This is a genomic window from Hyalangium sp. (assembly GCF_035629615.1).
In the GTDB taxonomy this organism is placed as follows: Bacteria; Myxococcota; Myxococcia; order Myxococcales; family Myxococcaceae; genus Hyalangium.
In genome coordinates, this window is record NZ_DASPHO010000306.1 from 21563 (window position 1) to 28755 (window position 7193).

A 7193-nucleotide genomic window follows, 5' to 3' on the forward strand; every position below is an offset into this window, starting at 1 on the left:
TTGGCCATCAGTCGGCGGCCCACGCGTTGTTGTTCGCGCGCCACTCGAGCTCGTCCTCGAGGCTCTGGTTGAGCAGGTCCTGCTCGGGCGGGAGCTGGAAGCGGCGCCCATTGAAGAAGATGGAGGGCGTGCCGGTGATGCCGGCGGCGTTGCCCTGGGCGCGGAGGCCATCCAGCTCCTGCTTGTAGGCGTCGCCCTTGAGCACCTCTGCGAGCTTTGCCCCCGGCAGGCCTACCTTGTCGGCGATGGCGGGCAGCGCCGCGGGCGACAGGTTCGCCTGGTGGGCGAAGAGCGCGTCGTGCATCTCCCAGAACTTGCCCTGGTCCCGGGCCCACAGCACCGCCCGCCCCGCGGGGACGGCGTTGGCGTGCATGGGCAGTGGGTAGGGCAGGTAGCAGAAGCGGACTTTGGAGGCGTTCTTCTTGGCGAAGGCCTCCAGCACGGGCCGGGCCGTGGCGCAGTAGGGGCACTCGAAGTCGGAGAACTCCGCCACCGTCACCGGGGCGTTCGGATCCCCCATGCACATGCGCTCGTCCACCTTCAGCTGCACGCGGGACTCGCGGAAGGAGGAGAAGTGCTTGGACATGAGGTTGATGGTCTCGGCGGCGGAGGCCCCCTCCGACACGGCCGTGGCCGCCATCCTCGCCATCTTCTTGGCGTGCTTGCACTGGGTGTGCTGCTTCAGGCAGGCGCCCAGGGTGTGGGGACAGCCGCAGAAGCAGAACTCATCCGTGAGGATGCTGGCCAGCTCGCGCTGGGCGGCGGGCGCCAGCGCAGAGAAGTCCATGCCCGGAATCCCCGTGAGCACGGCGCCGGGGTTGGCCGGTGCGGCCTGAGGAGCCGCCGGGGGGGCCGCAGGCGGGGGGGCCGCGGGCGGAGCGGCCGCGGGAGAAGAGGTTGCCCCGCCCTTATCGGCGGCGGCAACCTCGGGGTTCTTGGTACAGGCCAGCCCGGTCAGAGACGCAGCGGCGAGCAGGAGGACGGCGCGCTTCCAGCAGTAGGAGGACACGCCGGGGGGTCTTAGCCACGCGCGGAGGGCTTGTAAAGGAAGGCGGCCTTTGTCAGTGAAGGGCTCGCCCATGCCCAAAGTCCTGCTGCTACATACCGGGGGAACGCTGGGGATGGCTGGGGGGCGGCCGTCCGCGCTGCGTCCCTCGGCCTTCTTCCGGACGTTGAAGGCCCGCGTCCCCGAGCTCTTCGAGCTTGCCGACATCGAGCTGGAGCTGTTCTCCAACCTGGACAGCTCGGAAATGCAGCCGGAGCTGTGGAGCCGCATGGCGGCCCACCTGCACCGGCGGCTGCCGGCCTTCGACGGGGCGGTGGTGACCCATGGGACGGACACGCTCGCCTACACGGCCAGCGCGCTCTCCTTCATGCTCCGGGGGCTGCCGCGGCCGGTGGTGCTCACCGGCTCCCAGCGCCCGCTGGGGGAGATCCGCTCGGACGCGCGGCTGAACCTCATCGACTCGGTCCTCTCGGCGCTCAACGGCCCGCGCGAGGTGACAATCTGCTTCGACTCCCACCTGTACCGGGGAAACCGGGCCCGCAAGGTGAAGGTGTCCGAGTACGACGCCTTCGAGAGCCCCAACTTCCCGGTGCTCGGTACACTGGGGGTGGACGCCACCTTCGAGCCGGGCCTGCCCCCCCGGGGCGCCTTCCGCCTCTTCGAGCGGCTGGATCCGCGCGTCTTCCTCCTCAAGGTGTTCCCGGGGCTGGACCCGGCCCTGCCCCTGGCGCTCCTGCCCCACCTGCGCGGGCTGGTGCTGGAGGCCTATGGGGCGGGCAACTTCCCCATTGATCCCTCCCTGGGCCGCTCGCTGCGTCCCCTCTTCGCCCAGGCCCGGGAGCGAGGCATCCCCGTGGTGGTGGTGAGCCAGGCCTACCGCAATGGGGTGGACCTGACCCTGTACCAGGCCGGGGCGGCGGCGCTGGAGAACGGGGCCATCGGAGGGGGGGACCTCACCCCCTCGGCGGCCACCGTGAAGCTGATGCAGGCCCTGGCCTACCACCCGGCCCCGGAGGCGGTGCGCCGCTTCATCCAGACCCCCATCGCCGGTGAGCTGACGGTCGGGCGGCCGCCAGCGCCACCCGCTGAGCCCCGCCAGCGCGGACGCAAGCCCCACTCCCGGTGAAGGCCCCCCTGCCTTACTGAGCGGATGTGAGCTTGCCGCCAGGAAATACCGGCCCTTAAGATGGGGGGTGAGATGTCCGAGGAGAAGACAAACGTCCATTCCATCGCGGACCTGCTGAGCAACGCTCAGCAGCAGAGCGCCTATCTGATCGTGATCAGCGCCAAGTCCGCCGCGGGTATCGGGCGGATGTTCAAGCTGGATCGCTCGGAGACGGTGATGGGCCGCAGCTCCGAGGCCCAGTTCCAGGTGGAGGATGACGGCATCTCGCGCAAGCACGCCAAGGTGGTGGCCCTGGGAGATGGGCGCTTCCAGCTCATGGACCTGGGCAGCACCAACGGGACGTACCTGAACGGCCTGCGGGTGAACACGGCGCCGCTCTACGACGGCGACAAGATCCAGATCGGCTCCAACACGGTCCTCAAGTTCTCCATCCAGGACCAGTTGGAGGAGCAGTACCAGCGCAGCATCTACGAGTCGGCCACGCGCGACGGGCTCACGCGGCTCTACAACAAGAAGTTCTTCATGGAGACGCTGCGCAAGGAGTTCGCCTACTGCCTGCGCCACCGGGTGCCGCTGTCGCTGGTGATGTTCGACGTGGACCACTTCAAGAAGATCAACGACGTCTACGGCCACCCGGCCGGAGACTACGTGCTGACGCGCATCGCGCAGCGAGTGAGCGACACGGTCCGCACGGAGGATCTGCTGGCGCGCTACGGCGGCGAGGAGTTCGCGTTGATGCTGCGCGAGTCCGCCGAGGAGCAGGCCCTGGCGTGCGCCGAGCGGTGCCGGCAGGCGGTGGACCGCAGCGACTTCATCTTCAGCGGAACGCCCATCAAGGTGACGATCAGCCTGGGCGTGGCCACGCTGCTGGACTCGGACTTCGCCCAGCCGGAGGACCTGCTCGCCTCGGCGGACAAGTACCTCTACCGCGCCAAGCGCGCGGGCCGCAACCGGGTGGACGCCAAGGTGACCAGCGGCCCCTGAGCGTCGTCAGGGCCGGGCACTAGCGGTTGGAGAAACCGAGCCGCTTCAACGCCTCGCGCGACACGTGCTGCACGTGGGAGTCCGGATCCCTGGCGGCCGCCTGGCTCAGGGCGGAGATGGCGAACGGCCCCCCGAGCACCCCCAACGTCTGCGCCGCCGCCACCCGGACGGCGGGGATGGAGTCCTTCTGGAGACACTCGGAGAGCGCCTTGACGTGCCGGTCCTTTCCGAGCTGCTCGAGCGCCTGCGCCGCGGCCTGACGCACCTCACCATGCTCCGCGCCGAGCCGCTCCGCGATGACATCCGCCAGCCCTGTCTGCCGCTTGAGGGCCGCGGTCTCGATGGCCGCGACGACGACCTCCGGGGCGGGATCCTCCAGGCCGGCCTTCAGCACCTCGCTGCTCTCCACGCCCGAGATGCCCCAGAGCGCGCGCAGGGCCCCGGCACGCAGCGGAGGCTGGGCCATGCTCAGGAAAGGCTCCACACGCGAGCCACGCTCCCGGCGCTCCCCGTCGCATTCCGTGAGCTGGGAGAGCGCCGCGCCCCGGACGGAGACGGGCTGCTTGGGATCCTCCGCCACGGTCAGCAGCAGTTCCTGGCACTGCTTCTCTTGCGCCAGCGCCTCCAACCAGGGCCGCTGGGCGGCGAGGTCCCCGCCCGACCGCAGCCGCTTCCCGGCTGCTGCCAGCAAGGTGAGCCCCTCGGCCTTGGCAAGCCCGCGCGCGGCAGACTGGCGCACCGTCGCGTCCGAGTCCCGGAGCGCCTGCTCCAGCTCACGCTGGGCCAGGGGGCCGTAGAGCCTCAGCTTGTACACCGCGAGGCGGCGCTTCATCGGGTCTCCCGACGAGAGGTCCGGCTGCAGGGCCTGCAGCTCCCGGGAGTAGATGGCGAAGAGCCGGTTGACCCGCTCCTGATCCGCGGGCTGGGCCACCTCGACGAGCATCTGTCCCACGGAGAGCGACTTGCGCTCGGCGAACTCTCGCAGGGCCGCCGCCGCCGCGGCGTCCACGGACTCCGGGCGCGTGGCCATCGCATCGATCAACACCCGGGCCGGGGGCCGCTTGAGGAACGTGGCCAGGTGGGAGAGCGCCCGGTACTGGGTGTTGACGTCCTCCGCGTACAGCTCCACCTCCAGGGCTCCCCGGATGGCCTCCTGGCGAGCCTGCACGCGTGTGGCGGCAGCGGCGCCCTTGTCTCCCGCCTTCTGGAAGAAGGCCGAGGGGGTGCTGCCCGCCTCGGCGGCAGCCCGGACGGCGGTGATGCAGGCAGGCAGGTCCTCCGCGGCCTGGAGCCCCGTGACCCACTCCGCCAGGGCGCGGGGCTCGGGCACCTTGCGCACCCTGGCCCCAGCTCGCACGGAGGCCCAGCGCACCCGCCAGTCCTCGTCCTTCAGGGCAGAGCGCAGTGCACTCTGGGGCACGGGCTTCAGCTCGGCGAGCACCAGGACCCACTCCTGGGTGCCCCCTTGCGTGAGGCAGAGGCGGCAGACCTTGGCCCGGAGGGAGGCCTCCTGGACGTGCCGCTGGCAGGCCTTCCAACAGCCGGTGGTCCCCGCGTCACCACGGGGATCGGCCGAGAGGAGCAGGAGCAGGAGCAGAGCGGGTGTCACGGGAGGGCCAGTCTAATCCAAGGCCCCCCTGCTTTTTGGCGGGGCTTCTTGCGTTTTGCTGGCCGCTGCGCCATATCCGCTGCCTTTTCACGACTTTTTGACGCACAGCGGAAGGAGGTGACTGCATTGCCCGGTATTCGAGTGAAGGAAGGTGAGTCCATCGAGAGCGCTCTCAAGCGTTTCAAGAAGGCCACTGAGAAGGCGGGAATCCTCTCCGAGATCCGCAAGCGCGAGCACTACGAGAAGCCTTCCGTGAAGCGGAAGAAGAAGGCCCTCGCTGCCAAGAAGCGCGCGGTGAAGAAGGCGCGCAAGTCGTTCTAGTCCGCGCCCGTGTGAGCCGGGGCGCTGCAAGTCAGTTGCCCTGGCTCCCGAACGTCGCCCCCCTCCCACCTACTGGATGGAGTGATTGCCATGGCCACCCTCAAAGAGCGCATCGACGCGGACCTCAAGGACGCGATGCGGTCCAAGAACGAGCTGACCCTCAGCGTCCTGCGGATGCTCAAGAGCGCCGTCAAGTACAAGGAAGTGGAGCCTGGGGCCTCCGCGCTGGATGACGCGGGCATCGAGAAGGTCATCGCCGGCCTGATCAAGCAGCGCCGCGACTCCGTGGAGCAGTACAAGACCGGCGGCCGGGACGACCTGGCTCAGAAGGAGGAGGCGGAGATCACCATCCTCCAGAACTACCTGCCCAAGCAGCTGTCCGCCGAGGAGCTGCGCGCCGAAGTGGCGGCCGCCATCGCCGCGGTGGGCGCCAAGAGCTCCAAGGACATGGGCGCGGTGATGAAGGCCGTCCAGCCCAAGGTGCAGGGCCGCGCCGAGGGCCGCGCCATCTCCGACGAAGTCAAGGCGCAGCTGGGCAAGCTGCCCGCCTGATCAGGAGCTGATCAGCTGCTCCCGTACCCCACTCGCGGGTCGGGAGCTTGCCCTCGTGCCTTTCCAACGTTAAGGGCTACTCCCAGCCCGCCATGCCGCGCCCACCCACCCGGGCGGCGCTGATCCGGTGGGAGGAGCCGTACCCGTGCCTACCCCGCTGGATCAGACGTGCCAGGAGCCACGGCGGCGAAGGCCTCTCCCCCCCCCGCTTCCCTCGCTGAGGGAAAGGGCTAGATTCAGGGGGGCCTTGGGCCCAGGCAGTCAACCCTGGACGTCGGAGCCGTGGGGCATGCTCTCCGGCACTCCCCAAGCCGAGGGTCAGGCCACGTGATCCCTGAGCACAAGATCGAAGAAATCCTCGAGCGGGTGGACCTGGTCAGCCTCATCTCGCGCCACGTGGAGCTCAAGAAGTCCGGGCGCGAGTTCAAGGGCCGCTGCCCCTTCCACCAGGAGAAGACACCCTCCTTCTACGTCGTCCCGGAGAAGCGCTTCTACTTCTGCCATGGGTGCCGGGCCAGCGGGGACGCCGTCTCCTTCGTCCAGCGGTACCTGGGCAAGACGTTCGTGGACGCGGTGAAGGATCTGGCCCGCGAGGTGGGCGTCGACGTCGAGGCCGCCCAGGATCCCACCGCCAAGGAGCGCCAGCAGCTCAAGGAGGCCACGGATCTGGCCGCCGAGCACTTCCGCACCCTGCTCTGGCAGGACGAGGGCCGCGCTGCCCGGACGTACCTGGCCAACCGCGGTGTCTCCGAGGAGACAGCCCACGCCTTCGGGCTCGGCTGGGCCCCCAACGCCTGGAGCTCGCTGGCCGACAAGCTCACCCGCTCGGGCATGACGGACTGGGCCGTGAAGGCCGGCCTCATCCAGCGCCGCAACACCTCGGACGGCTACTACGACTTCTTCCGCAGCCGGCTGATGATCCCCATCCGCGCCCCGGAGGGCCGCCCCATCGCCTTTGGCGGCCGCCTCATGGGCGCCGAGGAGGGCCCCAAGTACCTCAACTCCAAGGAGTCCCTGCTCTACAACAAGAGCGAGACGCTCTACGGCATGGATCAGGCCCGCGACGAGATCCGCCGCCGCAAGGCCGCCATCCTCGTGGAGGGCTACTTCGACTGCATCGGCCTGCACCAGGTGGGCGTGCGCCACGCCGTGGCCCTCTGCTCCACCGCCATCACCCCCGGCCACCTCCAGCTGCTGCGCCGCGCCGAGGCCCAGCAGCTCGTCCTGCTGCTGGACGGGGACCAGGCGGGCCTGGCCGCCGTGGAGCGGCTCGCTGGCCCCCTGCTTGCTGCCGGAGCAGCCGCTCGTGTGGCGCTTTTGCCGCAAGGGGATGATCCGGACACCTTCGCGCGTCGTGAAGGATCAGACGGAGTCGAGCGGCTTCTTCAAAGTGCACCGCCGCTCACCTCTCATATCTTCGCCAGCGTCCTCCCGCAGGGCGCCCAGGCGAGCTTCGAGGAGAAGATGGCAGCGCTCGAGCGGCTGAAGCCGATGGCAGCCCAACTGCCCCTGGGGTTGGTGCGCTCGGCCTTCCTCAACGCCGTGGGCGCCCACTTCGGCCTGCCCGCGGGAGACCTCGAAGGCGCCCTGCGCCC

General features: G+C 69.5%; 7 protein-coding genes. 5 read left to right on the top strand and 2 right to left on the bottom strand.

Going from position 1 to position 7193, the window contains the following annotated elements; all coding sequences use genetic code 11:
• Positions 1-7 precede the first annotated feature (7 nt).
• Entirely contained in the window at positions 8-1009 is a 1002-nt protein-coding gene (locus tag VD972_RS15570) for a DsbA family protein (RefSeq protein ID WP_324987539.1), read from the bottom strand.
• A gap of 70 nt (positions 1010-1079) precedes the next feature.
• Between VD972_RS15570 and VD972_RS15575 the strand changes: the two genes are divergently transcribed.
• Both VD972_RS15575 and VD972_RS15580 read left to right on the top strand, forming a co-directional pair.
• The gene (locus VD972_RS15575) at positions 1080-2132 is read left to right on the top strand and encodes an asparaginase (protein WP_324987542.1); all 1053 of its coding nucleotides are present in this window, start codon (positions 1080-1082) and stop codon (positions 2130-2132) included.
• 72 nt (positions 2133-2204) lie between these two features.
• On the top strand, positions 2205-3116 hold the full coding sequence (locus VD972_RS15580) for a GGDEF domain-containing protein (RefSeq protein WP_324987546.1): 912 nt from the start codon (positions 2205-2207) through the stop codon (positions 3114-3116).
• A gap of 19 nt (positions 3117-3135) precedes the next feature.
• Here VD972_RS15580 and VD972_RS15585 read toward each other — a convergent pair whose 3' ends face one another.
• Entirely contained in the window at positions 3136-4725 is a 1590-nt protein-coding gene (locus tag VD972_RS15585) for a HEAT repeat domain-containing protein (protein ID WP_324987548.1), read from the bottom strand.
• Between the two features lie 126 nt (positions 4726-4851).
• Here VD972_RS15585 and rpsU point away from each other — a divergent pair, with 126 nt between their 5' ends.
• From rpsU to dnaG, 3 genes are all read left to right on the top strand, one after another.
• Entirely contained in the window at positions 4852-5046 is a 195-nt protein-coding gene (gene rpsU, locus VD972_RS15590; RefSeq protein ID WP_002614080.1) for a 30S ribosomal protein S21, read from the top strand.
• A gap of 90 nt (positions 5047-5136) precedes the next feature.
• Entirely contained in the window at positions 5137-5598 is a 462-nt protein-coding gene (locus VD972_RS15595) for a GatB/YqeY domain-containing protein (protein ID WP_324987584.1), read from the top strand.
• 327 nt (positions 5599-5925) lie between these two features.
• On the top strand, positions 5926-7193 hold a 1268-nt coding region (gene dnaG, locus VD972_RS15600; RefSeq protein WP_324987587.1), incomplete at its 3' end, for a DNA primase.